This window comes from Streptomyces sp. NPDC029292 (assembly GCF_055569295.1).
Genome location: NZ_JBVHXR010000001.1, coordinates 319,431 through 342,732 on the forward strand (window position 1 = coordinate 319,431; position 23,302 = coordinate 342,732).

The 23,302-nt window shown below is 70.8% G+C and carries 22 protein-coding genes, 1 tRNA gene and 1 pseudogene; 6 read left to right on the forward strand and 18 right to left on the reverse strand.

All coding sequences use genetic code 11. From position 1 onward, the window contains the following. Positions 1-11: 11 nt before the first annotated feature. The 7 genes from ACZ4WS_RS01505 to ACZ4WS_RS01535 form a co-directional block, all read right to left on the reverse strand. Complete coding sequence (locus ACZ4WS_RS01505) at positions 12-797, reverse strand: SDR family oxidoreductase (protein WP_467976139.1); 786 nt, start codon at positions 795-797, stop codon at positions 12-14. Positions 798-869: 72 nt separating this feature from the next. Beyond that, positions 870-1,613, reverse strand: a complete 744-nt coding sequence (locus ACZ4WS_RS01510; RefSeq protein WP_467976141.1) for a 3-oxoacyl-ACP reductase family protein — start codon at positions 1,611-1,613, stop codon at positions 870-872. Positions 1,614-1,701: 88 nt separating this feature from the next. After that, a complete protein-coding gene (locus ACZ4WS_RS01515; RefSeq protein ID WP_467976143.1) occupies positions 1,702-2,217 on the reverse strand; it encodes a cupin domain-containing protein in 516 nt (171 codons plus the stop codon). Between the two features lie 26 nt (positions 2,218-2,243). After that, positions 2,244-3,032 carry an alpha/beta fold hydrolase gene (locus tag ACZ4WS_RS01520; RefSeq protein WP_467976145.1) on the reverse strand — a complete coding sequence of 263 codons (789 nt, stop codon included), beginning with the start codon at positions 3,030-3,032 and terminating at the stop codon, positions 2,244-2,246. Next, positions 3,029-3,865, reverse strand: a complete 837-nt coding sequence (locus tag ACZ4WS_RS01525; RefSeq protein WP_467976147.1) for an aspartate dehydrogenase domain-containing protein — start codon at positions 3,863-3,865, stop codon at positions 3,029-3,031. Before ACZ4WS_RS01525 ends, ACZ4WS_RS01520 begins: the two co-directional genes overlap by 4 nt. Next, on the reverse strand, positions 3,862-4,809 hold the full coding sequence (locus ACZ4WS_RS01530; protein WP_467976148.1) for a VOC family protein: 948 nt from the start codon (positions 4,807-4,809) through the stop codon (positions 3,862-3,864). Before ACZ4WS_RS01530 ends, ACZ4WS_RS01525 begins: the two co-directional genes overlap by 4 nt. Positions 4,810-4,861: 52 nt before the next feature. Next, positions 4,862-6,382 carry an aldehyde dehydrogenase gene (locus tag ACZ4WS_RS01535; protein ID WP_467976150.1) on the reverse strand — a complete coding sequence of 507 codons (1,521 nt, stop codon included), beginning with the start codon at positions 6,380-6,382 and terminating at the stop codon, positions 4,862-4,864. 346 nt (positions 6,383-6,728) lie between these two features. On the opposite strand from ACZ4WS_RS01535, the gene ACZ4WS_RS01540 reads away from it, so the two are divergent. After that, on the forward strand, positions 6,729-8,141 hold the full coding sequence (locus ACZ4WS_RS01540; RefSeq protein WP_467976151.1) for an MFS transporter: 1,413 nt from the start codon (positions 6,729-6,731) through the stop codon (positions 8,139-8,141). A gap of 161 nt (positions 8,142-8,302) precedes the next feature. Here ACZ4WS_RS01540 and ACZ4WS_RS01545 read toward each other — a convergent pair whose 3' ends face one another. From ACZ4WS_RS01545 to ACZ4WS_RS01565, 5 genes are all read right to left on the reverse strand, one after another. Next, positions 8,303-10,117 (reverse strand): ABC transporter ATP-binding protein, encoded by a 1,815-nt coding sequence (locus ACZ4WS_RS01545; RefSeq protein WP_467976153.1) that lies wholly within the window; start codon positions 10,115-10,117, stop codon positions 8,303-8,305. A 246-nt stretch (positions 10,118-10,363) separates the two neighbouring features. Then, positions 10,364-10,696 carry a hypothetical protein gene (locus tag ACZ4WS_RS01550; protein WP_467976155.1) on the reverse strand — a complete coding sequence of 111 codons (333 nt, stop codon included), beginning with the start codon at positions 10,694-10,696 and terminating at the stop codon, positions 10,364-10,366. Positions 10,697-10,794: 98 nt separating this feature from the next. Next, complete coding sequence (locus ACZ4WS_RS01555) at positions 10,795-11,079, reverse strand: PaaI family thioesterase (RefSeq protein ID WP_467976157.1); 285 nt, start codon at positions 11,077-11,079, stop codon at positions 10,795-10,797. Positions 11,080-11,343: 264 nt separating this feature from the next. Further along, positions 11,344-11,417 (reverse strand) — tRNA-Pro (locus tag ACZ4WS_RS01560). Positions 11,418-11,523: 106 nt separating this feature from the next. Then, a complete protein-coding gene (locus ACZ4WS_RS01565; protein WP_467976158.1) occupies positions 11,524-12,447 on the reverse strand; it encodes a LysR family transcriptional regulator in 924 nt (307 codons plus the stop codon). Positions 12,448-12,518: 71 nt separating this feature from the next. Here ACZ4WS_RS01565 and ACZ4WS_RS01570 point away from each other — a divergent pair. Then, a pseudogene (locus ACZ4WS_RS01570) lies at positions 12,519-13,405 on the forward strand (SDR family NAD(P)-dependent oxidoreductase). 46 nt (positions 13,406-13,451) lie between these two features. Here the strand turns inward: ACZ4WS_RS01570 and ACZ4WS_RS01575 are convergent. From ACZ4WS_RS01575 to ACZ4WS_RS01590, 4 genes are all read right to left on the reverse strand, one after another. After that, positions 13,452-14,219 carry an NPP1 family protein gene (locus ACZ4WS_RS01575; protein WP_467976159.1) on the reverse strand — a complete coding sequence of 256 codons (768 nt, stop codon included), beginning with the start codon at positions 14,217-14,219 and terminating at the stop codon, positions 13,452-13,454. 235 nt (positions 14,220-14,454) lie between these two features. Next, positions 14,455-15,882 (reverse strand): hypothetical protein, encoded by a 1,428-nt coding sequence (locus ACZ4WS_RS01580; protein ID WP_467977128.1) that lies wholly within the window; start codon positions 15,880-15,882, stop codon positions 14,455-14,457. A gap of 203 nt (positions 15,883-16,085) precedes the next feature. After that, positions 16,086-17,168 carry a maleylacetate reductase gene (locus ACZ4WS_RS01585; RefSeq protein WP_467976161.1) on the reverse strand — a complete coding sequence of 361 codons (1,083 nt, stop codon included), beginning with the start codon at positions 17,166-17,168 and terminating at the stop codon, positions 16,086-16,088. Further along, on the reverse strand, positions 17,165-18,037 hold the full coding sequence (locus ACZ4WS_RS01590) for a dioxygenase family protein (RefSeq protein WP_467976162.1): 873 nt from the start codon (positions 18,035-18,037) through the stop codon (positions 17,165-17,167). Before ACZ4WS_RS01590 ends, ACZ4WS_RS01585 begins: the two co-directional genes overlap by 4 nt. Before the next feature lie 356 nt (positions 18,038-18,393). Between ACZ4WS_RS01590 and ACZ4WS_RS01595 the strand changes: the two genes are divergently transcribed. Next, the gene (locus ACZ4WS_RS01595; RefSeq protein WP_467976164.1) at positions 18,394-18,768 is read left to right on the forward strand and encodes a phospholipase effector Tle1 domain-containing protein; all 375 of its coding nucleotides are present in this window, start codon (positions 18,394-18,396) and stop codon (positions 18,766-18,768) included. A 22-nt stretch (positions 18,769-18,790) separates the two neighbouring features. Beyond that, complete coding sequence (locus ACZ4WS_RS01600; RefSeq protein ID WP_467976166.1) at positions 18,791-18,964, forward strand: hypothetical protein; 174 nt, start codon at positions 18,791-18,793, stop codon at positions 18,962-18,964. Positions 18,965-19,083: 119 nt separating this feature from the next. Here the strand turns inward: ACZ4WS_RS01600 and ACZ4WS_RS01605 are convergent, their stop codons facing one another. Both ACZ4WS_RS01605 and ACZ4WS_RS01610 read right to left on the reverse strand, forming a co-directional pair. After that, a complete protein-coding gene (locus tag ACZ4WS_RS01605) occupies positions 19,084-20,187 on the reverse strand; it encodes a sensor histidine kinase (protein WP_467976168.1) in 1,104 nt (367 codons plus the stop codon). Further along, the gene (locus tag ACZ4WS_RS01610) at positions 20,184-20,849 is read right to left on the reverse strand and encodes a response regulator (protein WP_467976169.1); all 666 of its coding nucleotides are present in this window, start codon (positions 20,847-20,849) and stop codon (positions 20,184-20,186) included. The genes ACZ4WS_RS01605 and ACZ4WS_RS01610 overlap by 4 nt, the downstream gene beginning before the upstream one ends. Positions 20,850-21,025: 176 nt before the next feature. On the opposite strand from ACZ4WS_RS01610, the gene ACZ4WS_RS01615 reads away from it, so the two are divergent. Then, positions 21,026-22,261, forward strand: a complete 1,236-nt coding sequence (locus tag ACZ4WS_RS01615; RefSeq protein ID WP_467976170.1) for a DUF418 domain-containing protein — start codon at positions 21,026-21,028, stop codon at positions 22,259-22,261. A 127-nt stretch (positions 22,262-22,388) separates the two neighbouring features. Then, positions 22,389-23,069, forward strand: coding sequence for a histidine phosphatase family protein (locus ACZ4WS_RS01620; protein WP_467976172.1), 681 nt, complete (start codon positions 22,389-22,391; stop codon positions 23,067-23,069). The last annotated feature ends 233 nt before the right edge of the window (positions 23,070-23,302 follow it).

The following is a 23,302-nucleotide window of genomic DNA, read 5'->3' on the forward strand; positions in this document are numbered from 1 at the left end:
CCTTGGGCGATTTAGGCGAGGGCGCGGCTGATGCCGCCGCAGACGTCGAGGGTGGTGCCGGTGATGTAGGAGGCACGCGGCGAGAGCAGGGTGGTGATGGCGTACGCGACCTCTTCGGCGTGGCCGAGGCGGCCGAGCGAGATACCGCGGTCGACGGCGAGTTCGGCCTGCCACGCGTCGTAGCTCCGGTCGCCGGCGGTCGCGGCGTGGCGCCGCTCCCACTGCCCGGTGTCGATGAGGCCCAGGCATACGGAGTTGACGCGGATGCCGTCCGCGGCGAGCTCCATGGACAGCGACTTGGAGAGGTTGAGGATGCCGGCGCGGGCGGCGCTGGTGGTGACGAGCCGGGGCGAGGGTTCCTTGGCCAGTACGGCGTTGACGTTCACGACGGCCGCGGTGGCGGAGGCACGCAGCAGGGGCAGGGCCGCCTGAAGCGGGTTGAGTACGCCGTCGAACTTCAGCTCCAGCTCGTCGCGCCAGTCGTCCCTGGTGCAGGCGGCGTACCGCTTCATACGGGACTGCCCGGCGTTGTTGACCAGCCCGTCGAGCCCGCCGAAGCGCTCCGCGGTCGCGTCGACCAGATCCTGGACCGCCCCGGGATCGCGGACATCGCACACACCGACGTGCAGTCGGCCCGGGTGGCCCAGTTCGTCGGCGGCCTTGGCCAGCCGTCCCGCGTCGCGACCGCAGATGGCCACGTTCGCTCCCTCGTCGAGCAGCGTGCCCGCGGTCGCGAGGCCGACGCCCGAACTGCCGCCCGTGACCAGCACAGTGCGTCCGGCGAAGCCGAGGTCCATGGTGTTCTCCGTACGTTGTGAGGGTGGTCGCAGGGGTGGCGGTACGGGCCGTACGCCGCCTCGCCCGTGCGGTCAGTGCATGGTGAAGCCGCCGTTGACGGCGAAGAGCTGGCCGGTGATGTAGCGGGACTCGTCGCCGAGCAGGAACGCGATCAGCCCGACCAGGTCGTCCGGCCGCTGCGGGCGTGAGATGGCCCGATTGAGCCGGTAGAGCTCGTGCCGTTCGGCGGGGATCCGCTCCGCGGAATCGCCCTCGGTGAGCCCGGGGGCAACGGCGTTGACGGTCACGCCCTGGTCGCCGACCTCACGCGCCATGGCCCGGGTGAGGGCGATGACGGCGCCCTTGGAGGCGATGTAGTGGGCCAGCCGGGGCGAGCCGTAGAGCGCGGCGTCGGAGGCCAGGTTGATGATCCGGCCGCTGCCGCTCTCGATGAGCCGCGGGAGGAGGGCTCGTGCCACCAGCCAGGGTCCGCGGGCGTTGACCGCCATGATGCGGTCCCAGTCCTCGACGTCGATGTCGTGGAAGTTCTTGCCGCCGACGGCGTCCGCGAGCCCGGCGTTGTTGACCAGGCCGTGGACGGGTCCGTCGATCTCCGCCGCCATCGCCCGGACGGACTCCGGGGACGCGACGTCGCACCGTACGAACCGGGCGTCCACGCCCTCCGCCCGGAGTTCCGCGGCGGCCTTCTCGCCGCGCTCGGCGTCCAGTTCGGCGACGACGACGCGGAATCCGTCGCGGCCGGCGCGCCGGGCGGTGGCGAGTCCGAGTCCGCGTCCCGCGCCGGTGATCACCACGTTGCGTGCGGTGCGGTTCATCTGTACCTCCATCGGCAAGGGGTCGTGGCAGGGGCGGTGCGCTCCCGTGGGGGAGCCGCGGTACGGCTCCCCCACGGGAGAGCGGCTGTCAGTCGCGGGTGACACCGTGCATCGCCGACGTCTCCGGGTAGGTCGGGACCTGCGGCTTGCGGGTGCCGATGACCACGCAGAACAGCGCATCCGTGTCGCCCTCGTTCTTCAGGGAGCGCGCCACACCCGCCGGGACGACGATCATGTCCCGGTAGCCGAGCGTGCGGTACTCGACCTCGTCGCCACGGTGGACGCCGACCCGAACCTGGCCCTCCAGGACGAAGAAGGCCTCCTCGGCGTCGTGGTGGGTGTGCTCGGGGCCCTCGGCGCCCGGGGGCAGCAGCATGTTGGAGAAGGTGAAGCCGCCGGAGGGCAGGATCCGGTTGTCGTGCTCGTGGTCGCCGGTCGCACCGGAGCCGACGTAACGGATCTGGGCGCGACGGAACTGGTCACCGGCCTTGGCCTGGAAGCCGAGGGTGTCCCAGTCCGGCTCGCGGGAGGCCTGGGTGGCGATGATCGCGTCGGTGAACTCGGCGAGGTCGCCGGACGTGTAGTCGGTGGTGTCGATGGGCATGCGAATCTCCTTGTTCCGGTGAGGGGTTATGCGTGTTCGGGGATGAGTGCGGTGATACGGAGATGGGCCCGCACCCAGTCGTTGAAGGCGGCCGGCTGCTCCTGGTTGGCCAGGTGGCCGGCGTCCGCGAGGATCACGAAGGCGCCGCGCGGCAGCGTGCCCGCGATGACCTGGCTCTCCTCGATGCCGGTGATCCGGTCGTGCTCGCCGCACAGCACGAGCGTCGGGATGCCGATGCCAGGCAGTTCCGGGCCGAGGTCGGTGACGGCCATGGACTCGGCGGCGTATCCGTAGCCGGGCAATCGGATCGCCGCGGCCATGTTCTCCACGACGCTCGCCACGAGCGCGTCCGGCGCGTCGGCGGAGACCAGCCGCGGCCCGCGTTCGGCGGCGAACTTCCGGGCCCCCAACTCTTTGAGCTGGGTGGCCCGTTCACGCATCGCGGCGGCCTTCTGCGGCGCTGTCGCCGACCCTCGGCTGGCGTCGGCGACGACCAGGCTCTCGACCAGGCCGGGATGCCGGGCGGCCAGTCGCAGCGCGATGACACCGCCCCAGGACACGCCGACGACATGGGCCCCGATGCCCCGTTCCCGGATCAGTGAGGCCGCGGCGTCCGCGTATCCGTCCAGGTCCAGCGGGCCTTCGGGGTCGGCGGACCGGCCATAGCCGGGCGCGTCCCAGGCGACGACCCGCGCCACCCGCGACAGCTCGCTCAGCTGACCGGCGAAGGACCGCGAGGACGACCCGATGCCGTGCAGGCACAGCACCAACGGGCCCGTCGTACCGGCCTCTTCGACATGGATGGCGCGGCTCACAGGATCTGCCCCGACCGGCCGCAGAGGGCGCCCAGGCTGCGCAGCACCGCGTGCGGGACCACCTGGCTGGTGGCCGGGTTGCCCGGGTCAGGCGCGTGGTTGACCTCGAAGCGGTAGTTGCCGTGCGCACCCTCGGCCTCGATGACGTGCCGGGTCAGCACCGCACCGGGGTCGGCGACGACGCGCACCGCGACCTTGTCCAGGTCACCGACGGCCAGCGCCACGGACATCGCGACGTTGGTGGAGCGCGGGAACTTCACCGGGACGTCGCGTGCGGTGCCGCGCATGACCTCGACGGGCCCGGTCGCGGTACGCATACTCTCCAGCAACTCGGCGCTCATCCACGGCTGTTCGAGGGTGGACGGCAGTTTGGTGGTGGTCAGGCGTACGTCGTGCAGCTCGCCCAGGCCCCGGACCGCCTGCAGCAGGTCGAGGCCGCCGACGGCTCCGCCGGTGAAGTAGACCCGCCCCGGGGCGGCGTCGGTCAGCTCCGCGTGGAGCGTCCGGTCCGTCAGCGCACCGGTCGAGGCGACCAGCAGATCGGTGCCGGAGCCCAGGATCCGCGCGCCCCACCCGCGGATGAAGCCCTGGCCCGCGGCCTCGACGATCAGGTCGCAGGACGTGAGCGCGTCCTCGATGGACGCCTGGGGCGCGGGGGCGCCGGTCAGCGGCCGGTTGTCGATGACACAGACCAGCTCGGCACCCGGTACGGCACCTTGGGCGACGGCCGTGCCGACGACCCGGCCGATGGCTCCCCAGCCGACGATGCCCACACGCCGGGCGGCGCGCACCCGGTCGGGCGCGGAATGCGGCGTCTGCTGTACGACGGTCATGCCGCCACCCCTCCTTCGGACGTCGCGGAATCGGCGGTGGCGAGCGGCCCTGGATCCGGGGCACCGGCCATGTGGCGGCGGATCTCCTCCGACGGCGGACCTGCGGTCCCCCACAGGTCCGCCAGCTCGGGCACCCGCCGCCACACCTTCGCGATCCAGGCGTCCTCGACGATCTGCGCGACCTCGGAGGTGTACTCGCAGACCAGACCGGCCGGGTCGGTGAAGTAGGAGAAGGTGTTGTTGCCCGGTCCGTGCCGGCCCGGTCCCCACTTCGGGGTGATGCCGTGGTGGCGCAGCCGTCCCAGGCCTCGCATGAAGTGGTCGACCGAGGTCATCTCGTACGCGACATGGTTGAGGGACGCCCATGCGGCCTGGTTGAAGGCGATGCAGTGGTGGTCGGTGTTGCAGCGCAGGAACGCCATCTGGTGCTCGGACCAGTCGGAGACGCGCATGCCGAGCACGTCGCGGTAGAAGGCGACCGAGGCGTCGATGTCGGCGGTGTTGAGCACGGTGTGGGTGACACCGATGGGGACGGCGCCGTCCAGGCCGCGCGGGGCGACGGCCTCGACGTGGGCGCTGAGCTCGATCAGCCGCCCCTCGGGGTCGGTGAAGCGCACCCCGTAGCCGCCGCCGATCTGGTCCAGCGGCCCGGGACCGTACACCGGGACGATGCCGCGGGCGGTCAGCCGCCGTGCCGCCTCGTCGATCTCGGCGGGCGTGCCGACCGCGAAGCTGATCCTGCCGAGGCCGTTGCGTTCGGCGCGGGTCAGGCTCAGTACGTGGTGTTCGTCGCCGGTGCCACGCAGCCAGCGGGCGTCCTGCTCGGCGTCGACGACCTCCAGGCCCCAGACCTCGGCGTAGAAGTCGGCGGACTCGGTCAGGGTGGGCACACACAGCTCGACCGCGCGCAGCTTGCGCAGCCGGGCGATGGGTGGATGGTTCACCTGGAGCCTCCTGTTGGTGCGAGTGGTACGGGGGGACGGGCGGGGGGGCTGGTCACCGCGCCCAGGGCAGCGGCGCCGGGTCGGTGCCCACGTAGACGGACTTCTGCCGCTGGTAGCCGCGCAGCCAGTCGCGGCCCTTCTCGGTGCCGAGCCCGCTGTCCTTCCACCCGCTGAAGGGGGTGGCGGAACTGAACTGCTTGTAGGTGTTGATCCAGACGGTCCCGGCCTCGATGCGCCGGGCGACCCGCCAGGCGCGCGCCAGGTCCTTCGTCCAGATGCCGCAGGCCAGGCCGTACGCGCTGTCGTTGGCCTGCGCGACCAGGTCGTCCTCGTCGTCGAAGGGCAGGGCGACCAGGACGGGGCCGAAGATCTCCTCCTGGCAGACGCGTGCGGAGTTCTTCAGACCGTCGAGGACGGTGGGCAGGTAGTACGCGCCGTCGGCGTACTCCTCCCCCTGCGGTACGGCCCCGCCGCACCGCACCCGGGCGCCCTCCTGACGCGCCAGGTCCACGTACTGCGCGACCGCGTCACGATGCCGGTGGTGCACGAGGGGCGCCACCTGCGTGCTCGGGTCGGTACCCGGCCCGACGCGCAGGGCGCGGGTCCGCGTGACGAGTTCGCCGAGGAACTCCTCGTACCGTTCCCGTGCGATGAACAGCCGGGATCCGGCGATGCAGCTCTGGCCGCTGGAGGAGAACACCCCGAACATCACGCCGGCCAGGGCCTGCTCGAGGTCGGCGTCCGCGAAGACGATGGTCGGCGACTTTCCACCGAGCTCCAGCGAGAGTGGCATCAGCTTGTCGGCGGCGGTGTGCGCGAGTGCCCGCCCGGTGGTGGTGCCGCCGGTGAAGCTCACCTTGCCGACCAGCGGGTGGCGGACGATCGCGTCCCCCACCACACTCCCCCGCCCCGGCAGCACCGAGACAAGTCCTCGCGGCAGCCCGGACTCGGTGATGAGGCGGCCGAGCGCGAGCGAGGTGAGCGGGGTCCAGTCGGCCGGCTTGAGCAGTACGGCGTTGCCCGCGGCCAGCGCCGGGGCGAGCTTCTGGGCGTCGCTGGCGATCGGAGAGTTCCACGGCGCGATGGCACCGACGACGCCGATCGGCTCGTGCGTGCTCAAGGTCAGATAGGCGCCGCGCGAGGGGGTGAGCGCGTCCTCGCCGGTCTCCAGGAGCGCGGCCGCGTAGCGGAAGGTGCCGGCGGCGCTGGCCACCAGTGCCCCGGTCTCCGTCCGCGTCTTGCCGGTGTCGGCGGTCTGGATCGCGGACAGCTTCGCCGCGTCGCGCTCGATGAGCTCCGCGACGCGGTGCAGCCGGCGGGCCTTCAGGTGGGGCGCGAGGTCCCGCCACTGGGGATCGGCCGCCGCACGGGCACCGGCCTCGGCCGCGGCGTCGACATCCGCCGGGGACGCGGCGTGGATACGGGTCAGCAGGCGTCCTGTCGCGGGATCGGTGACCTCCGTGAGGGGTCCGGAACCGCGGATCCAGCGACCCCCGACCAGCACCTCGTCGCCCGGCAGCGCGGGGACGGCGGCGGGGCCGTCGACGACATCGATCGGCTCATGCGTGGACATGCGGAGGCCTCCTCAGGACAGGTCAAGATCCCCGGTCATCAAGGGCGTCTTGGCGCTTGAAATCTAAGTGCTTAAGTATTTTCCCGGCAAGCCCCCAGGTGAAGAAAGTTCTCTCGCCCCCTTGAGCCCGGCGCCCGCCAGGAGTAAAACTTCAGCCCTAAGAAGCCAAGCCCTTACACAATCGGCTTCCGCTCGACCCGCCCGCCGCCACACACGCCGCCTGCCACCCCTTCGGCAGCGCCCGTCCCCGCACGGCGGCAGCACCCCGTCCCCTCACGGCCCGTGGCCTCGTACCCCCATGCGCCCTGAACGGCTCCGTATCCTTCACGGAGCAGGAGGAACCTGGATGAGCACCAACGCTTCACCGACGCTGCAAGCCCCCGCGGCGATCGCCGCCCGATTCGAGCGGCTCCCGCTCTCACGCTGGCACGTCACGGTCCGCGTGGTGATCGGCATGGTCACCTTCTTCGAGGCCTTCGACCAGCTGCTGATCGCCTACATGCTCCCCGCGCTCAGTCAGGAATGGGGCCTGACCAAGGCCGACGGCACCCTCGTCCTCACCGTCGGCTCCATCGGCATGCTGATCGGCGCCCTCCTCTCGGGCCGCGCCGCCGACCGGTTCGGCAGGGTCAAGGTGATCGCGGTCTGCATCGCCGTGACCGGACTGACCGGCCTCGCGCTGGCGGCCACCCAGTCGAGCGGGCAGTTCATGGCCGTACGGCTGGTCCAGGGCCTGGCCATCGGTGGCGAGGTCCCCGTCGCCGCCGCCTTCATCGCCGAGATCACCCGCAGCTTCAACCGAGGCCGCTTCGTCCTGCTCTACGAGCTCGTCTTCCCGGCGGGTCTCACCATCGGCGCCCTGGTCGCGGCCTGGCTCGTCCCCACCGCCGGCTGGCGCTGGATGTACGCCGTCGCCGCGCTGCCGGGCCTCCTGTCCGTCCTGGTGCTGCGTACGGTGCCCGAGTCGCCGCGCTGGCTTGCCGCCCAGGGCCGCCTCGACGAGGCCGAACGCATCATGACGAGCATCGAGGGCAAGGTCGAACGCGCCACCGGCCGGCCCCTTCCTCCGGTCACCGCGGCCCCGGTCACCGCCGCGGCGAACGACGCGCTCCGGGCCGGCACCACGCAGGAGCAGACCGCGAGCGGCTTCACGGGCCTGTTCACCGGCCGCTATCTGCGCCGTACCCAGGTCATCTGGACGCTGTGGTTCTGCGGATACTTCGTGAACTACGGCATCACCAGCTGGCTGCCCACGATCTACAAGAGCGAGTACCGGCTCACCCTCGGTGAAGCCCTGCGCTACTCCACCGTGACGTCGGTCGCCGGACTCGTCGGCTGCGCGGTCGCCGCGTTCACCATCGACCGACTCGGCCGCCGAAAGGTCATCGCGTTCGGCCTCGGAGCCTCGGCCGCCATGCTGATCGTCCTCGCCGCGCTGGGCGGCCACAGCGCGACCCAGGTGCTGCTGTGGACCTCACTGTCGGCGGTGTTCTTCTTCGCCGCCAACATCAGCCTGTACATCTACACGCCCGAGCTGTACCCGACCCGCATGCGCGCCATCGGCTGCAGCGCCGGAGGTGCCGTCAACCGGCTCGGCATCATCCTCGGCCCGATAGCCGTCGGCGCGGTGTACGCGGGCGGCAGCGACCTCACCAGCGCCTTCACCCTCCTGGGCATTGTGGCCCTGGCCGGTGCGACGGTGGCCGCCCTGTTCGCCGAGGAGACCTCGAACAAGCCGCTGGAGGAGGTCTCACCCTGAGAACCCTGAGGCTCCGCGCCTAGGAGACACCTCGCCTGCCGAACGCGGCCCGCCATGGCGGATCGCGTCCCGCAGGCGAGGTTCGCCTGTCCGTGCGGCCGTTGAGCGATGGGCGCCCGAACTCACCCCTGGCGGCCGCCTCTTGCAGGCCAGGTCCTCGATCAGTGCAGGTCGGCCCGCGCGGGGCTGTCCTCGAGGAAGCCGCCCGACTGGTGCTGCCACAGCTTCGCGTAGGCGCCCTCCGACGCGAGCAGCTCCTGGTGCGTGCCCTGCTCGACGATCCGTCCACGGTCGAGGACGACGAGCTGGTCCATGGTGGCGACCGTGCTCAGTCGGTGCGCCACCACGAGCGCTGTCCGCCCCTCCATCAGCCGCCAGAGCGCCTCCTGGACGAGGATCTCGCTCTCGGAGTCCAGGGCGCTGGTCGCCTCGTCGAGCAGCAGGATCGGCGCGTCGCGCAGGATCGCCCTGGCGAGGGCGACCCGCTGGCGCTGTCCGCCGGACAGCTTGACACCGCGCTCGCCCACCATGGTGTCGAAGCCGTCCGTCAGCGCGTCGGCGAACTCCGTGACGTGCGCCGCCTCGGCCGCGCGGCGGATCTCGGCGTCGGTGGCGTCCGGCCGGGCGAACGCGATGTTGTCCCTCAGCGTGCGGTGGAACATCGCCGGGTCCTGCGGCACGTAGGCGATCTGGCTGCGCAGGTCTGCCTGGCGCAGCATGCTGATGTCCTGACCCCCGATCAGGATCCGGCCGGTGTCGATGTCCGTCATCCGCAGCAGCAGCCGGCTGAGCGTGGTCTTGCCCCCGCCGGACCGGCCGACGAGACCGATCTTCGTCCCGCTGGGCACAGCCAGGTCGAGGCCCTCGAAGAGCGGCTCCGCGCCCGCGTGCGCGAAGGTCACCTGCTCGAAGCGGACGTCGGCGGCCCGGGACAGCAGCGGCTCCGGCGACGCCGGGTCGAGCACGGTCGGCGGCTTCAGCAGCAGTTCGGTGAACTGCGCGGCCTCCGTCATCGACCTCTCCAGGCGGCGATAGATCTGATTGAAGTCGAACATGATCCGTGTCGCGTTGGTGTAGTACGTGAACGCGACCACGACCGCCTCGACGCCGTGCCCGCCCCCGACGAGCCCGACCGCGAGCAGCAGGCCAAGCGCGTTGGTCAGCACCGACATCGGCGCGACGAGCGTGTCGATGCGCAGGTTGCCGTAGTCCCACGACCTCAGCGAGAGCCGCCGCGACTCCGCGACGCGGGAGCGGTGCTCGGCGGCCTCGCGTTCCTCGGCCGCGAACGCCCGGACCGTGTCCATGTTCATCAGGCTGTCGGCGACGTGGCCCGACACCCGCGCGATGGCCTCCTCGCGCTGGCCGACGAGCGCCTGACGGCGACGGATGAGGGGCATCACACACAGCGCCGTCAGCGCGATCATCGCCAAGAGCCCGACAACGAGCAGCGGTTCGTAGCGCCACAGCACCACCGACCCGAACACCAGCGGCACGAGACTGCCCACGACCTGGAACGTCAGCGTGTCGACGCAGTCCTCGAAGCGGGAGGCGAAGCTCAGGACCCGTTTGGTCAGCGCCCCGGCGAAGTTGTCGTGGAAGAACGCGGCGTCCTTGGCGAACAACTCGTCCAGGCCGATCACGTACAGGTGCTCGACGCCGAGGGCGGCAAGGCGGTTCAGGAAGTGCAGGCCGATGCGCCACAGCACCTCCGCGAGCAGCAGGACGCCGGCGAAGCCGAGGACGTACGGCAGCGTCGACCCGATGGTGATCCCGGCATCCCCGGCGATTCGGCCGACGAGCTTCGCGACGACCAGCGGCGCGATGTAGTTGATGCCGATGTTGCCCAGCGCCGGCAGCAGCATCGCGGGCGCCGTCAGCCGCCGGAGCCGGGCTAACTCCCGTCCGTAATAACGAAGTGCGAGGAACACCGAGCCCTTGCCCGGCAGAACCTCGCGCGATTCATGCAATCCCATCCCCACCCCGTGTTGTCGTTCGGCAGCCCGCCACGTGCTTCTCCTGGGAGATGCCGTTGCCTCAATGACCGTGCGCAGCTTCGGTTCGAGTCAGTGCCCTCGCTCTCGTCGTCCTCCGACAGGCGGGGCACGACGGTGGAGCCCCCGCGCCTCTCGCGGCGACGCCGACGTGCGAGTACGGGCAGGCCAGGAATCGCAGTGTCCCGCGACGCCGCCCGCGGAGTCCAAGCGTTTTCTCAGCCATCATCACGCCGCACACATGCGCGATCCCTGCCGGACAGGTGTGGTTCCGAGAGTCGCGTGCGGCCTGTCAACAGCACTTCGCCGGATGTGGCGATCACGGCCGGCTCGGGCGGCTTGAAGTTGCGCGTGCTGTATCTGGTGTTCGTCCGGCACCTCGGCCTGCTTCTCTTCCTCGACACCTCCGAGCACGATCACTCCCGCACCGCCGTGCCGGGCGATGTGGACGATCTGGTCGGGGCTGGGCGTCTGGTAGACGGTGCACGAGATCACCCCGAGATGGACCACCGCGAGATCCGCCACCAGACGGTCGGGCGAGGCCTGCGCCATGATGAGCATGGGTCGCCACATCCCAGGCCGATCCCGCCCAGACCGCGCGCGGTCTGGGCGGTCTCCCGGCGCAGGCCGGCCCAGCCGTGATCGGCCCACGCCCGGTGTCAAGTGCCCCGCAGGCTGGGGAACAGCGCGCGGGCGCGGTCGGGGTCCGGTGCGACGAAGACGCCGTCCGCTGCCACCAGCACCGTGGAGAGGTCCTCTTCGGTGGCGATGGAGCCGGTCACGGATATCTTGCGGTCCTCGGCTCCCGTGACCTGGGCGTACACGCGCAGGGGTGTCCGCAGGGGAACGGGACGGTGGTAGCGCATCTGGAGGGAGATGGTCATCCCGGGCGTCCCGGCGGCGCAGGCCCACCCCATCAGCTCGTCCAGGAGCATGGCGCTCATGCCTCCGTGTCCGTAGCCGGGCGGCCTTCGTGGGCGATGCCGAGGACGCAGGTTCCCACCACGCCGCCGTCGGCCGGCGTGACGCGCATGGGGGGTGCGAGCGGGCTGCCAAGGCCGGTGACGGGGCTGTACATCCGGCAACGGCGTCTTCGCCGGCCTCCGAGTAAAGGCGCCTATGAACGGCATGCTCAACCCCGAAGACCGGAACCGCCCCATACAAAAAGGGCCCCCGCAGGCTCTCGCCCGCGAAGACCCTTCGCACCGTCGGGACGACAGGATTTGAACCTGCGACCCCTTGACCCCCAGTCAAGTGCGCTACCAAGCTGCGCCACGTCCCGATGCGTCTCACCGCGGTGACCCGCGTGATCGTGCAGGTAAACCCTACCGCACGCGGGTGGATGGCCTCGCACGCGCGGTCACCGTCCCGGCGTTCGGCGGAAGTGGTCACACCGACGTGCTCAAGTCGGCGGCCACGGTGCGGAGCGCGTCGGCCAGGCGGGCGGCGGGCTCCGGCAGAGGGTGCGGGAGGCGGGCCAGGACGAGGCGGCGCTGTTCCTGGGGGCCGCCGTGCACCGACAGGATCCGTACGCCGGGGGGTGCGGCGGGGACAAGGGCGGCGGGGACGGTGGTCAGGCCGCAGCCGGCGGCGACGAGGTGCAGCTTGGCGAGCCAGTCACGGGCGGTGTGCGCGATCTCGGGGCGCTCGTCCAGGCCGGGCCAGACGCCCATCAGCTTCTCCTCGCCGGCCGAGGGTCCGGCAATCCAGCGCTGTCCGCGCAGGTCGGCGATGCCGACGGAGTCGCTCGCGGCGAGCGGATGGGTGGCGGGCACCGCGAGGCACAGGCTGCGTTCGCTGAGCGTCCGCAGGGTCAGCGGGGGCGACTCGGTGTCGAAGGGGCGGAAGGGCGGCATCGAGGCGAGGAGCGCCAGATCCAGGGTGCCGGCCCGCAGCGCGCGGACCAGGGCGGGTGTGCTGCCCTCCCGGGTGCTGACCGTGATCGCGGGGTGGCTCCGGCGCAGTGCGGCGATGGCCCGGGGCAGCAGGAGGGCGCCGGCGCTGGCGAACCAGCCCAGGCGCACCGTCCCGGCCTCGGCGGGCAGCCCGGCGAGTTCGCGCGCCGTGGCGTCGATCTGGTCGAGCACCGTGACGGCCCGGCGCAGCACGACATGCCCGGCGGCGGTCAGCCGTACCCCGTCCCGGCGCCGCTCCAACAGCGGTGCGTGGGCCGCCCGTTCGAGGGAGGCGATCTGCCGGGACACCGCGGACTGGGTGTAGCCCAGCGCCGTGGCCGCCGAGGTGAGCGTGCCCCGCTCGGCCACCTCGCGGAAGACGCGGAGCGCCACCAGAGAGACATCCGTGAAGTCCATGACATTTACGCATACCAGAGGTGAGCAACTTTCGTTGGACGCATGGCCAAGGTGTTCCTAGCGTGGAGGGCATGACAGTTCAACGCATCGCTCTCGTCACCGGCGCCAACCAGGGCCTCGGACTCGCGCTCGTCGAGGGGCTCGCCGCCCGGACGGAGCCCGGCGACCTGGTCCTGCTCACGGGCCGCAACGCCCAGCGGGTCGCGGACGCCGTCTCACGCGTCACCCAGGACTCCGGCACCAGGAGTCGGGTGGAGGGCCGGGTACTCGACGTCACCGACGCGGCGGCCGTGGACCGGCTGGCCGCCGAACTCGGCGGGCAGTACGGCGGGGTGGACATCGTGGTGTCCAACGCGAGCGCGATGCTCACCCCCGACCGGTCGCAGGCCGAGCAGGCCGATGAATTCATCGATGTCGCCAACGGGGGCGCGCACGCGGTACTGCGGTCGTTCGGCCCGCTGCTGCGCCCTGGGGGACGGCTGATCGTCGTGGCCAGTTCCCTGGGCACGCTCGGTCATCTCGAACCTCGGCTTCAGCCGCTCTTCGACGGCGCCTCACTCGAGGAGGTCGAGGAGGCCGTCGAGTCCTGGCGCGCGGCCATCCACGACGGCACGTCGGAGGAGCTCGGCTGGCCGCGCTGGATCAATGTGCCGTCCAAGGTGGCCCAAGTCGCCGCGGTGCGGGCGGTGGCGACCGAGCGCCACGCCACCGACCTGGCCCACAAACCCTGGTCGCGGCGGTCTGCCCCGGGCTCGTGGACACACCGCTGTCCCGGCCGTGGTTCTCCGACTTCAGCGGGGCGCAGACCCCGGCGCGGGCCGCGGTCGCCGTGCTCGACCTCGCGCTCTCCGAGAAGGTCGACCCGGCGACGTACGGCGAACTCGTCCGCTTCGGGGAGGTGGTGCCCTGGCACGAGGGAACGCCGCCCGGCCGACAGGAACAACTGCTCGGCGAGTAGCCGGGGGTGGGTGGCGGCTCGCGGGCCACCCACCCCGGTCCGCCGGTCAGGCGTTGGGGTCGAACGCGATGCCGGCCGGCTTGGCCTTCTCGAGGTGGTAGTTGAAGTTGCCGTCCTTGAGGCCGAAGACGGCACTGCCGAAGTCGTACGCGCTCAGCTTGTCGCGCAGACCCGCCGGGTAGCCGTTCCAGCCGACCAGGCTGGGGAACTGCCAGGTGTGGTAGTCGTTCTCCGGCGGTTCGTCGTTGGAGTTGGCCGGGCGGAAGCAGTGCGTGCTGATGCCGTCCTTGTGGTAGACGACCTTGGGGTGGGTCCCGTCCCAGCGGATCTGGTCGCGGCCGTAGATGTTGAAGTTGCCGTGGGCGGAGGTGGACACGTACTTGGCCTCGTTGTCCTGCACCCACACCACGACGTGTTCCCAGTCGTTGCGGTGCCCGCCGAGGCCGCTGCCGGCCACGGCCTGGTCCTTCTCGAAGTAGAGGCCGTACATGATGGCGCACCAGCCGTTGTTGCACTTCTCGCGCGAGTAGCCGTTGGTGTTGTCGAGGTCCCAGGAGTCGTGGCACTGGCCGTTGAGGGCCCCGGAGGGATTGAGGCCGCCATTGATGGTCCCGTCGGGGCCGATGGCGGGAGTCGGGTAGCAGCCGTCCGTGTCGTAGTCGTAGGCCGGTTGGAACGTCTGCTCCAGTCCGTCCGCGTTCGCGGGCAGGGCCTTCGGCGGGTCGGCGAGAGCGCTGCCGGGGAAGGCGACGACCAGCGCGACGGCGCTGCCGAGGATGAGCGAGACCTTACGGATCCGCGAGCTTCTCTTCACTGCGTCCTCCAGATCGACCGCGGCGTGGGGGCAGGGCAGACCAGGCGGTCGTGTTGGCATGCCCAGCTCAGCTTTCCGGGCGGTCGTGGAAAGCGCCAGCGTCTGGAGGTGTCGGACCGATGAAGGACCAACCAATGGGGAGCGTGCGGTTGCCCGTTGGGCGCCAAGGATGGTGATCGTCACTGAACTCCCGAGCCCGGTGGCCTGGTTGCCACCGGGCTCGGCAGCCGTGCGGCTACGCCGTGCCGTCGGCGAGCTTCCACTCCCGGTGCAACACGCCCAGGGGGATGGCGTGCTGGAAGACGGGCGTACCGAAGATGGACAGCTGGATCCGCAGGGTGCCGGTGAGGTCGACGCCGCCGTAGACACCCCAGGAAGCGGCCGTGCCGACGCCGGTCTTCGCCGTGGCGCCGTTCCCGGACGTGGCGTCGACCGAGCCCGTGGCCTCGCCGCGGAGATACGGGGCCAGGTCGGCGGTGACGCCCACCGTGCCGTACAGCCCGACGGTGGCCTCCGCGCCGAGGGACGCCTTCACGCTTCCGGCCGTGGTGACGGAGGTGCGCACCGGCGTGCTCGTCATGTGCGACTCGTTGACCGGTGTCCAGCCCTTGGCCGGTTCGAAGGTGCCGCCCGCCTTGAAGTCGCCCTTGAGGTCCTGCTCGATGTCGACGGTGGCGCTGCCGTCGGCGCCGATCTGGAAGTAGCAGGTCAGATCGAGGTTCACGACGACGGGAATCGGGCCGACCTGGAGAACGGGGTCGGCGTGCAGCTTCGCGAACGGCAGACGCACGGGCTGGGCGGAGGCGGCGGCGCGCCCCTTGACCGCCCACCGCGAGGTCCAGTCGCCGGAGACACCGAGGTGCGCCGAGCTCGGTCCCGATCCGGCGGAGTCGCCGCCGTAGGAGAAGTCGACCTCGGGTGCGACCTGGACGAACCCGGACACGGATGCCGCCGCCGAGGCCGGCGCCCCCTCGGCCGTGTCGACCTTCGCCGCGACATCGACCCGCAGGCTGCCGAGCGGGACCTTCGTGCCCTCGGGTCCGGAGTGGACGTCTCCCGTCTTCGCCCAGGAGACCTTCACGTCGGGCAGCAGTCGTTCGACGTCGAAGGACGCCGGATCGACAGCGACGGAACCCTTCGCCTCGTCGTCGCCGAGCAGCGTGTCCAGCGTCGTCGGTGCGGTCTGTACCTCGGTGCCGTCACCGGTCTCGCCGATCACCTTGGTGACCTCGGCGAGGAGCCCGTCCGGGGCACCGGGCGCGGCGGCGCTCGCGATGACGTCGCCGACGGCGGTTCCGTCCGGCCGGGTCGGGCCCGAGGAGGTGGGTGTGGGAGATGAAGTCCCTTTACGCACAGGCGATATGACGGCCCGTCGGGTTCGGCTGTCGTACGTGGTCACCTTGAGCGCGGTCTTGCGGGCCTTGCCGCCCGCCGCACCCGGCCGCGCCACGGCGGTCGAGGTGGCCGCCGCTTCGGGGGCGGTGGCGACGGCGAGCGGCTGGTCGTCGGTCCGGGCGGTCGCGGCGGCGGAGGCGTCGGCGTCCTGGGCGTGTTCGGCGGCGGAGGAGGCGTGCGGGTCGGCGGCTGCGGAGCAACCGGTGGCGAGCAGGAGTGCGGATGCGGCGAGCGCGGGCATGACGGCGCGCAAGGGCCGCTTGCGGATACGCAAGGTCAGTCCTGAGGGGGGTGGGGGGTGACGAGGGATTACCAGCGGGTAACCAGATGCGAGCCTGTCATGAACCTGTGAAGCCCTGCTTCACATTTCGGCTTTCCCCGAGGGTGATGTGCGCCACGGCCGCGCACCACGAGCGACCGAAAGGCGGTCAACTCTCCACGATCACGCCCTAATTGATGATCCGTCAGGATTCATTCCGCCTCGACTCGCGGTTCCCGTCCTTCGTACGCCGCCGTCAGCAGGCCGAGTACACCGTTCACGGTCACCTCGCGGGGGTTGGGATACGCCTCGGTGGCGGCCTGGGCGGCGGCGACCGTCAAGTCGGCTTCTTTCAGACCGAGTTCGGCGAGGGAACGGGGTGCGCCGAGGCCCACGGCCAGCGCGCGAAGGGCGTGCGGGACGTCATCGGTCTCCAGGGCGCGGGACAGGGCGGCGATGGCCCGGGGTGCGGCGGTCGCGTTGTAAGCGATGGCGTACGGCAGGACCACCGTGTGTGTCTCGGCGTGCGGCAGTCCGAAGGTGCCGCCGAGCACATGGCACAGTTTGTGGTGCAGGCCCATGGTGGTGGCGCCCAGACAGGAACCGCAGAGCCAGGCGCCGTACAGGGCACGGCCGCGTGCGTCGAGGTCGCCGGGCGCGGCGGCCACCAGGGGAAGGGCTCCGCTCATCGCCCGTACGCCTTCCTCGGCCATGAGCGACACCAGGGGCGAGGCGTCGGGCGCGTACAGTGCTTCCACGGCGTGCGCGAGCGCGTTGATGCCGCTCGTCACGGAGAGCGGAACGGGGAGCGCGAGAGTCAGCTCGGGGTCGTACACGACGCAGCGGGGCTGGACGGCGGCGTCGCGTCCGGTGCGCTTGGCGCCGTGCTCCGTCAGGCCCCAGACGGAGGTCATCTCGGAGCCCGAGTAGGTGGACGGTACGGCGATCAGCGGCAGGCCGGTGCGCAGTGCGATGGCCTTGCCGAGGCCGATCGCGGAGCCGCCGCCGACCGCGACACACCCGTCGGCGCCCGCCGCGCGCGCCACCTCGACGGCCCGGTCGGCGACCTCGACGGGTACGTGCATACGGGCCCCGGCGTGCAGCCCCGCGCAGGCGTCGCCCAGCGCGTCCGCGACCGCCCGGGCGGTGGCCTCGCCCCGGCTGCCGCAGACCACCAGCACCCGGCGCAGACCGAGCCGCGCGACCTCGCCCGGCGTCGCCGACACCGAGGCGCCGGGCCGGAAGACGACCCGCGCGGGCCGGGTCTCGTACGAGAAGTCGAAGGGGTCGCTCATTCCGGCTCCAGTACGAGGTCGAAGCGTGCGTGCCGGAAGGGGTTCGGAACGCCGAACTCCCGTGCCAGGGACGGGTCGTCGGTCTCGGTGAAGTCCTGGACCAGGCTCTTCTTCACAGCGAACACCGCGTCGGAGTCGAGATGGTCGCTGCCCGCGACGAAGATGTGCGTGGTGACGGGGGTGTGTCCCCCGGCCGAGGCGATGAAGTGGATGTGGGCGGGGCGGTAGGGGTGCCGGGCCGTGGCACGGAGCAGCTCTCCGACGGGGCCGTCGGTGGGGATCGGGTACGGGCTCGGCACGCAGCTGCGGAACCAGAAGCGGCCCTCCGCGTCCGCCGTGAAGAGCCCTCGTCCGTTGCCGGCAGGCCGGACGTCCGGCCGCTGCACGTCGTAGTAGCCCTCGGCGTCGGCCTGCCACACGTCGAGGACCGCGCCCGGCAGCGGGGTGCCGTCCCGGGACAGCACCCGCCCGCCGACCACGCACGGCTCGCCGCTGCCCACCAGATCGATGGTCGCGCCCAGTTCACGCACCGGCGACTCGGTCATGTGGAAGGGACCCAGGACGGTCGACTCGGTGGCGGCCGGATCACGGTGACCGCCCAGGGTCTCCACGAGCATCGAGACGCCGAGCACGTCCGACAGGAGGATGAACTCCTGCCGGGTGTCGGTGCACTTCTGCCCGGTCGCCGTCAGGAAGCCGATGGCGCGCTCCCATTCCTCCATCGTCGGCTCCGTCTCGCGGACGAAGTCGTGGAGGTGGCGGGTGAGCGCGCTCAGCAGCTCCCTCAGCCGTGGGTCGGCCGCGCATCGAAGGCTGTCCACGACAGCGTCGGTGATGTCGGTCGTGAAATCGGTTGATTCGCTGGCCATCGCACTCCCCTGGTCACGCGGTTCATCCTGCCAGGCATGTCCCCGCAACCGTGTCGGTCATAGTTCGAAGCTGACGAACCCGTCCTCCGCGTCGTGCTCCGGAGCCGGCACCGTATAGCCGAAGCGGTTCTTCAGAGCGGTGACGTCCCCTACGTCGCGCGGTCACGATAGTTGAAGACGATCTCCTTCGCGTCGCCGATGGGCATGCTCAAAGCGGTCGGCCTGATGCGGCCGGGCATGGAGAACCTCGTCCCGTACGCCGTGTCCGTCTACGCCAAGAACAAGGACTGGACCCGCCAGGACTGGGACCAACTCCACCATTTCGCGGGGCCTTCAGCAACGCGGTGGCCGGGCGCGTGGGTATTCCCGTCGCCTACCTCGGAATCTGGGACTCGGTGAAAGCGGCCGGGGTCCTGCGCTGGAACCTGCGGTGGCCGTACACCCGTCAGCTCCCCAACGTCGGCCGCGTCCGCCACGCGCTCTCCATCGACGAGAAGCGCCGCCCCTACCGCGAGTACCTGGTCACCTCCGGCGACCAGAAACGGCCCGTGCCCGCCTCGGTCGAGCAGGTGTGGTTCGCCGGGGTGCACTCCGACGTCGGCGGGACCTTCGATGACGATCCCCGGCTTCCCACCATCACCCTCAAGTGGATCACCGACGGCGCGATCGAAGAGCATCTCCGGCTGAAGCCAGGCGCGTACGCGCGCGAGGTGACCCTTCGTATCCGATGACGCCTTCGGGAAGGTGCACCGGATGGGCTGGGTCTGGGCCCTGCTCACCTACCGGCGCCGCCGGCTTCCACGGCGCGCCCATGTGCACACGAGTGTCCGCGCACGACTCAAGGAGGACGCGGGCTACGCGGGCCGGATCCCGCAGGACCCCGTCAGGTCCGACAGCGAGTGGCTCACCGCACACAACGAGCGGTGAGCGCGCAGCCCCTCATCCGAGTCCGGTGTACCCATTCCGTGAGGGATTTCGATGGACTGAACGGTGTCGAACTCAGAGACTGCTCGGCTGCTTCGGTCGTGGCGGCGGCCGGCAGCCCGTCACGACGTGCCCTCCAAGGGGAGCTCCAGGCACAGTTCGTAGCCGCCGTCGGCCGTTGGGCCGGAGGTGACGGTGCCACCGAGGAGTGCGGCTCGCTGACGCAGGCCGACCAGCCCGTGGTGCGCACTGGGCAGGGGGAGAGGGGGCCGGGTCGGTGCGGTATTGGTGACCGTGGCACGGACGGCGCCGTCCTCGTGGCGGATGCGAACCGTCGCGGTGGTGCCGGGGGCGTGCTTGCGTGTGTTGGTCAGTGCTTCTTGGACGGTGCGGTAGATGGCGCGCTGGACGGTGGGCGGAAGGTCGCCAGACATGTCTGCCTGCAGCTCGGCCTCGATGCCGCTGTTGGTGACCAGCCGCTCAAGGTCGGCCAGGGACGGCTGCGGTGTCAGCTCCGTGGGGCGGCCCCCGGAGGCGCGCAGGACGCTGACCATGTACCGCAGTTCGTCCAGGGTCTGCACGCTCAGCCGCCGGATGGTGGCGGCGGCTTCTTTGACTTCGGCGTCCCGGGTGCCGACCTGGAGTGCTCCGGCCCGCACCGCAATCAGGCTGACCTGGTGCGAGACCACGTCATGCATCTCCCGGGCGAGCTGCGCGCGTTCCTTGGCCAGCACGGTCTCGGCGGTCAGCAGCCGACCGTGGTCGCGTGCCTCGGAGATCTCGGCGAGCCGGAGCGACAGATCACGTCGGGCCTGGACGAGTTGGCCCAGGAAGACAGGAGCGGCCGCCGTCGCCGCGGTGTAGCCCAGAGTGATGAGGGTCGAGGCGGCCGCGAAGTCGAAGTTCGGTGACGGCCATGACGTGAAGTCGCTGATCGTGAACGCCGCGGCGCATACGGCCAGCAGGGTGCGGTGGCGGGTGAGTGAGGCGAGTGTGTACAGCGCGGCCAGCGCTGCGAAGACTGCGTCGGAGAACAGGACGGCGGGCAGGGTGAGCAGGAAGGTGAGCAGCGGCAGGCGACGGCGCAACAGAAGAGAGAAGACGGCGGCCAGGGCGCAAGCCAGGCGTAGCGGCTCGTCAATGGGGACATTGACCCAGACATCGAGCAGCGAGGCTCCAACGAGGGCGGCGTCCAGCAGCGGGGCTTGCAGGCGGCGGGGGATCATCCCCGCTCCTGGTCCCGCGACGGTGTGAGAAGGCCGGCCCGTTCGGCGAGCAGGGCGGCCTGGACGCGGCCGTCCACCTCCAGTTTGGTGAGGATGGCGCTCACATGGTCCTTGACCGTGCCGGTGCTCAGGTGCATCCGTGTGCCGATGTCGGTGTTGGACAGTCCCTCGGCGATGAGGACGAGTACGGCGCGCTCGCGGTCGGTGAGCTGCTCGAGGCTGCGGGCAGCGGGTTCCTGAGAGCCGGCGTTCAGGTAGCCGTCCACGACCGTCCGGGTGACCTTGGACGACAGTACGGTGCCGCCGTCGGCCAGGGCCCGCACCAGGAACGGCAGCTCCTCGGGGTCGGTGTCCTTGAGCAGGAAGCCGGCGGCGCCCGAGCGAAGTGCCCTCGCCACGTATTCGTCCATGTCGAACGTCGTGAGCATGGCCACCACCGGAGGGTGGGGCAGCCGACGGAGGCCCGCCAGGACGGTGAGGCCGTCGACGTCCGGCATCCGGATGTCCAGCAGCACGACGTCAGGACGTATCTCCTGCGTCGTCTGAAGCGCCTGGCCGCCGGGAACCGCCGCCACGACCTCGATGTCGTCCGCCGTGTCGAGGATGTGCTGGAAACCCGTACGAATCAGGGCCTCGTCGTCGACCACCAATACCCGGATCACGCGTGCTCCACTCGCTATCGGACCACTGTCCGATTCGTACCACGCCGAGGGGCACCCTGCGGGCTTCCGACACCGAATCCGGCCGGGTGGCGGGGGCTGCGCCAGCCAGTCGGCGGGGGCGGTTCCGGACACCTGCCGGATGGTTTTGACTGGCAGTGTCTCCGACCCTGGATCACATGAGGCACCTCGTATCAGAGGCCGCGTCATCCGAGGCGGCATCCGCTGCGGGGGCAGGCCCCTCCCCCTTCAGTACGTCGTCAACAGGACGGCTGATCGGCCTCGACCTGGCCCGCGGCCTGGCGGTCTTCGGCATGTACGCAGCCCACATCGGTCCCGACCCCTCGGTGGGCGGCCCGCTGGGCTGGCTGATGGAGGTGTCACGTGGCCGGTCCTCTGCCCTGTTTGCTCTGCTTGCCGGGTTCACCCTGGTCCTTCTCACCGGTCGGCCGCAGCCGCGGACCGGGCGCGCGGGGCGGCAGGCCATGGGCAGGGTACTGATCCGCTCCGCCGTCCTCATTGCCATGGGATATGCCCTGACCTCCCTGGACACCCAGGTCGACGTGATCCTTGCGGCTTATGGAATGGTCTTCGTCCTCGCTCTTCCGCTGTACCGGCTGCCGGCTCTCGCCCTGGCCCTCATCGCCGCGGCGACCGCGTTCGTATTGCCCCAGGTCTTGTATCTGCTTCGGGCTGCGGTCCAGGGCGGAAGCTGGGCCGATGCCGTCATCGCCCACGATCCGCTGGCCCGGATCAGCGGTACGGACGGGATCGTCGAATTGTTCATCACCGGCGAGTACCCGGTACTGACCTGGCTCTCCTTCGTCATCGCCGGAATGGCGGTGGCCCGGCTCGACCTCACCCTGCCCGGCGTACGCGCCAAGGTCGCCCTCCTCGGCGGCGCGCTGGCCGTACTCGGCTACGGCGGCTCTTGGCTGGCCCTGCACCTGGTCCCGGGCGCGCAGGCCGTCGTGAGCGCGACGACGGATGGCGGGTCGGCCGCATCGGCCTGGTGGTCCGACGCCGTGGGCGACCCCACCACCAGTACCCCGGACTGGCTGCTGGTGGCCGCGCCGCACAGCCAGACGACATGGTCGATCCTGGGCAACACCGGCGTCGGCCTCGTGGTCCTCGCCGCCTGCCTCATCGCCGTGGACCGGTCGGCGCGCCTGCGGCGGCTTGCCGCGCCCGTCATCGCGGTCGGCTCGGTCTCCCTGACCGCCTACGTCTGCCACATCATCGCCATCAAGGCCCTGGGCATCGACGACCTGCCGGCCTCCGCTGCCCTGCCGGCCCTGGTCGGTTTCGCCGCGGCTGCCATGCTGCTGGCCCTCGCCTGGACCCGGGCCTTCCGACGAGGACCACTGGAATACATGCTGCACGCCGCCACCACACCCGCCCGCCTGATCAACTGACCGGCGGTGGACGACCACAACCTTTGGAGACACAACCTCCACCGACGATTCCGCGGCACCCACGGTTTTCGACGGTCTCACACCATCGCCATCCGGCGTCATGCCGGGCCAGGAAGGAGGTAAGCCGATGTCGGTCCGCCTGACATTCATATGCGCGCCAGCCGGGGACACCACCAGGGATGCAGTCTTCGGTGACGGTCTCCTCAATGAGCGCGGCCTGCGTGAGGCACGCACCGCCCGCGTAACACTCCCCCCGTACTCGTGGGGCATCCGGGCACCGTCGACCCGCTGCGCGCAGACCGCCGACGCTCTCGGCCTGGAGACCACACTCGAGCCCGCACTACGCGACTTCGACTACGGCATGTGGCGCGGTCACACAGTCGGCGAAGTCGCCTCGGACGCCCCCTACACGTACGCCGCCTGGCTTACAGACCCGGATGCCGCGCCGCCCGGAGGCGAGTCCGTACGCCAGCTCTGCCGTCGCACCGCCAACTGGCTGATCAGCGTGGCGCCTGACACGGGCCGCGCACTGGCCATCACCGAACCAGCCGTTATCCGGGCCTCGCTCGTCCATGCTCTGTCCGCACCAGCAACAGCCTTCTGGCATTTCGATGTGCCACCTCTGTCCGCGATCTCCTTTACATTGCGTGGTGGCCGCTGGAACGTTCGGCCCCGCCGCGTCACCCATGAAAGAGGCGGCACCAGTCGCGCTGTTCCTGTGCCTTACGGCGCTTCACAGAATCAGACGGCGCTCCTGTGGGGCGAGGCGGTGAGCGACGAGCGGTACGACCTCATCGCCCGTGCGTGACCCCCGGCCACACCAGTGGGACGAGGGAACGAACAGGCTGAGCGCCCTGGAGAACCCGGCCGGGGCGAAAGCCACGATGGCGAGGGCGATGGGCAGGGTCCTTGCCGCTCGCAGGGCAGGAGCCGCTGGCACGGGTGACCACCGCGCGTGTCCGCGATGCCGGAGCCCCTTGCACCGGCGTGCCGAACCGGTGCGATGACGCTCGGCCATCCGCAAACTCGGCGAAACGGTAG

Bases quoted from the DNA above. Each gene is read 5' to 3' on its own strand.
- ACZ4WS_RS01585 (WP_467976161.1), bottom strand. From the start codon at position 17,168: ATGAGCGACCCCTTCGACTTCTCGTACGAGACCCGGCCCGCGCGGGTC.
- ACZ4WS_RS01515 (WP_467976143.1), bottom strand. From the start codon at position 2,217: ATGCCCATCGACACCACCGACTACACGTCCGGCGACCTCGCCGAGTTC.
- ACZ4WS_RS01505 (WP_467976139.1), bottom strand. From the start codon at position 797: ATGGACCTCGGCTTCGCCGGACGCACTGTGCTGGTCACGGGCGGCAGT.
- ACZ4WS_RS01555 (WP_467976157.1), bottom strand. From the start codon at position 11,079: ATGAGCGCCATGCTCCTGGACGAGCTGATGGGGTGGGCCTGCGCCGCC.
- ACZ4WS_RS01590 (WP_467976162.1), bottom strand. From the start codon at position 18,037: ATGGCCAGCGAATCAACCGATTTCACGACCGACATCACCGACGCTGTC.
- ACZ4WS_RS01525 (WP_467976147.1), bottom strand. From the start codon at position 3,865: ATGACCGTCGTACAGCAGACGCCGCATTCCGCGCCCGACCGGGTGCGC.
- ACZ4WS_RS01615 (WP_467976170.1), top strand. From the start codon at position 21,026: ATGAGGCACCTCGTATCAGAGGCCGCGTCATCCGAGGCGGCATCCGCT.
- ACZ4WS_RS01550 (WP_467976155.1), bottom strand. From the start codon at position 10,696: ATGCTCATCATGGCGCAGGCCTCGCCCGACCGTCTGGTGGCGGATCTC.
- ACZ4WS_RS01535 (WP_467976150.1), bottom strand. From the start codon at position 6,382: ATGTCCACGCATGAGCCGATCGATGTCGTCGACGGCCCCGCCGCCGTC.
- ACZ4WS_RS01510 (WP_467976141.1), bottom strand. From the start codon at position 1,613: ATGAACCGCACCGCACGCAACGTGGTGATCACCGGCGCGGGACGCGGA.
- ACZ4WS_RS01545 (WP_467976153.1), bottom strand. From the start codon at position 10,117: ATGGGATTGCATGAATCGCGCGAGGTTCTGCCGGGCAAGGGCTCGGTG.
- ACZ4WS_RS01605 (WP_467976168.1), bottom strand. From the start codon at position 20,187: ATGATCCCCCGCCGCCTGCAAGCCCCGCTGCTGGACGCCGCCCTCGTT.
- ACZ4WS_RS01600 (WP_467976166.1), top strand. From the start codon at position 18,791: ATGGGCTGGGTCTGGGCCCTGCTCACCTACCGGCGCCGCCGGCTTCCA.
- ACZ4WS_RS01620 (WP_467976172.1), top strand. From the start codon at position 22,389: ATGTCGGTCCGCCTGACATTCATATGCGCGCCAGCCGGGGACACCACC.
- ACZ4WS_RS01540 (WP_467976151.1), top strand. From the start codon at position 6,729: ATGAGCACCAACGCTTCACCGACGCTGCAAGCCCCCGCGGCGATCGCC.
- ACZ4WS_RS01565 (WP_467976158.1), bottom strand. From the start codon at position 12,447: ATGGACTTCACGGATGTCTCTCTGGTGGCGCTCCGCGTCTTCCGCGAG.